Genomic DNA, 3,018 nt, shown 5'->3' with positions numbered 1-3,018 from the left:
AATGCCGCTAGACCAACGAGCTAACGCTGTAATTAATGCCCTGCAACTAAGTAGCTTCAAAATTGATGAAATGATGTCATCTCAGGTTGTTGCTATTTCTGGCACTCAGCGAGGTGGAAAGGGAACTTTAGCCGCAATACTTGCAATACTTTCATCAGCACTTGACCCCAATCTAAACACACAATATTTCACAGCTGGTGTGGATGTTTACCCCTTTGCTTGCAAGTTACATTCTGCCCTTAAGTATTCAGATAGAGATTCAGACACAGCAGACAAGTTTGTAGCTCAAGATTTGTTGATGTACTTAAAAGGGCTGGATGGTTCTCATCCTTACTCCCACAAGAACTTATTGCTGGTCATTGATGAAGCCATGAGGCTACTTTCTCTACTTGAGGAAAGCGATCGCACCTGGGCAATTCAATACCTGCTCTCTCGCTTTGCCAAGTGTGGCGGTACATTAATTATTGTTCTGCATGGTAGTAACTTAACCTCAGTTGTGGGTAGAGCAACCGCAGGGCTAGCAGATACATTCAAGCAAGGGGTATCGTTCATTGGGTGTGTGGCTAAGTCTGTAAATGCTTCTGGGTTGCGAAAGATTAATGTTGCTAGTGGTGCGTACTTTAAAGCCAATCCTGATAACTTTGGAACTCCAATTAAAGGAGGGGAGTTGGGTGCTGTACCTGAGTGGCTAAAAACGGAATTGCATCCAGGCAACGGACAACCAGACCCTGCTAGAACGCTGCTTAAACTTTTTCCAGAGTTGCACCAACATCACACAGCTTCCCCCGCTCCATCCCCTATTCCTAGTAGCGAAAAGCTTGCCCCCAAAGATGCCGTTGCACAGCTTGAAAGTGCTTTCAAAATAGAAGCAGCTGAGCCTGAGATTATCGAAGTGGACGATCCACTTGATGAATCTTCCCTAACAAAAATTGTGGAGATTGTACATAGCGCGATCGCGAAACCAGTAAAATTTGACGCAATTAGAAACAGTCGGAAGTGGGACGGCAATAAGCCTGGTACTAAGCAACTTAGAAAAGCTCTCTCGATACTCGTAGAAGCGGGTAGGTTGCACGGCAACGAAGAAGCTGGCTATCTATCTGACTCTTGAGGTATTATTTTTTCAAATAAAAATCCCAGTAAGCGCCAAGCATGGCATCAAATGCCTCTGGGATTTTTGGGAATTATCCCACCATCAAATCGTCTAGTACAAGTATATGCAAGATAGGCTTATTTCCATATCCCCAAACATCATCAATGACGCAATATTCAACATTTGCGCTCGTTACAAAGTTATTAAATACAATGAGTATATACAAGACTCTGATATATCCATCGATGGCTATGCAAATGCAAATCTCGGATTAGACTGTGTTTCTCGACTCAAGAAAATGAGGAATCTAACAATATCTATCAACGCTAATAGTAGTGGTGTTAGTACTTGGGAGGAATATTCCAAAACGCTAGAGGAAGTCATTTGGTCTTTTATCAATCTGTTATTATTTCATATTGATTGCAGTTTATAAGTTGAACTTACCCAATTTTTCAATTTTTCCAAAAACTTCTCATTTGGAGTTTTGTCAACAATGCGTCTTAACTGTATACCAGCGGTGGTAAAGTTAATAACTTTTACCCGCCTCTTCTCCTGAAGAAACTCTTGTGAAGATGCTTCTGAAGCAGTAAACTGTAACACAGTACCGCCAACTTCAATCGGTAATAAGAAGTTGGCTACATAAAGTTCTCGCCATGCCTGAAAGTCATATTGAATTAAACCTGCGTCTTGTAACTGTGTAAGTACTACGTAGCTAAAACCAAGCTCAGAAAGAGCATTTTCTCCTGGCTGCCCGTATGGTTCCGTAATAATAAAAGGGGAATTGTCAACCAAACAAATTACTGAATTATTTTTGGGATCAAACCCAGAAATTACTGTACTTATATTGCAGATATTTTGGAAATTCCTTGCTATATCTGGTGTCAGCCTTGCCAAAACTTCAACAGTTAAAGGGTGAAAACTTCCTGGTTTTTTAATTTCGCCAGCTAAAAGCTTTGCTAAATATAGCTGCATTTCTTGATTAGACCGTTTTTCAGCTATGCTTGAAAACATATCCAACCAATCTTCATCAATTTCTTGATTCGTCGCGTCGTCTGGAGAGCTAGAACTTAGCTCCTTTAGAGCGGCTTTAGTAATAGCTTCTCGATTATATTGCTCCCTCAAAATTCTCGTTCCATAATAATCTACTGCGCGTTCAATGAGTTTTTCATCAGAACCAAATTTTTTTGCTGCTGCTTTAGCAGATTCAGTCGTAATTAATGACCGAGCGTTAGTCTTATCACGAATCGCTTGGGATTTAGACTCAAGCCACGTTGCCGGAACCTCTACTATTTCAGTTATTAGCCTATTGACAGCCTTAAAAAAGTTCTTCTTTACCACTGGAGGCAATGGAACACCATCAAGCTCAGTTATCATATTAACTAATGAGTGAGTAATTTCTGAAGTAGTATCAGGTTCCTTATCTAATTCACTAGACATAAGTTTTTGCTATTCGACAAATCAATTATACTCATCGTGCAATTAGCTGTGTAACTTTTTCTCTAGCATTGGTCAAAAAACCACTTCTAAATCAAATTACTTATGAGTGTTTTTACTTACAAATGTGTCTGTCATATGTCTGTTACCAATGGGTGTCAGGAACATGGATTTCATCGCTGGGTTAATCAACCAGGCGACTCTACCCCACACCCCAACGTCCACACCTCAAGAAGAAGACTGCGTAACTTTACACAGTCTTTCCGAAGATTTGGGATGCAAGACTTGACAAGGAAAACCTCTAGACTATTGATTGTCTGGCAACAACTCTCTGGCAATATCTCTTAGTCTTAAATTACCAGGGTTTTCATTACAGGCAGCATGAATTAAATTTCCGAGCCACCCCTGAGAGTCTGCTACTCGTATTAATTTAAAAACAATATCTTGTAAGCTGCCCTCACCAGCAACTGTTCCTAGATTTATATCTAATCCGT

At 40.4% G+C, this 3,018-nt stretch carries 2 protein-coding genes and 1 pseudogene; 1 reads left to right on the top strand and 2 read right to left on the bottom strand.

Translation table 11 applies throughout. The annotated features are described in order from the left end of the window. A pseudogene (locus AB0756_RS39995) lies at nucleotides 1-1,108 on the top strand (hypothetical protein); the annotation flags it as partial. Nucleotides 1,109-1,501: 393 nt separating this feature from the next. On the opposite strand, the gene AB0756_RS39990 reads toward AB0756_RS39995, so the two are convergent. Then, nucleotides 1,502-2,527, bottom strand: coding sequence for a DUF2806 domain-containing protein (locus AB0756_RS39990; RefSeq protein ID WP_038090962.1), 1,026 nt, complete (start codon nucleotides 2,525-2,527; stop codon nucleotides 1,502-1,504). Between the two features lie 303 nt (nucleotides 2,528-2,830). Next, nucleotides 2,831-3,018: effector-associated domain EAD1-containing protein (locus AB0756_RS39985; RefSeq protein WP_408104067.1), on the bottom strand; the 188-nt coding region annotated here is incomplete at its 5' end.

This window comes from Tolypothrix campylonemoides VB511288_2, assembly GCF_045999855.1.
Lineage (GTDB): Bacteria > Cyanobacteriota > Cyanobacteriia > Cyanobacteriales > Nostocaceae > Scytonema > Scytonema bouteillei_A.
This window is presented reverse-complemented; position numbering and strand designations above follow the sequence as displayed.

Coding starts and splice junctions, on each gene's coding strand:
- AB0756_RS39990 (WP_038090962.1), bottom strand. CDS start 2,527: ATGTCTAGTGAATTAGATAAGGAACCTGATACTACTTCAGAAATTACT.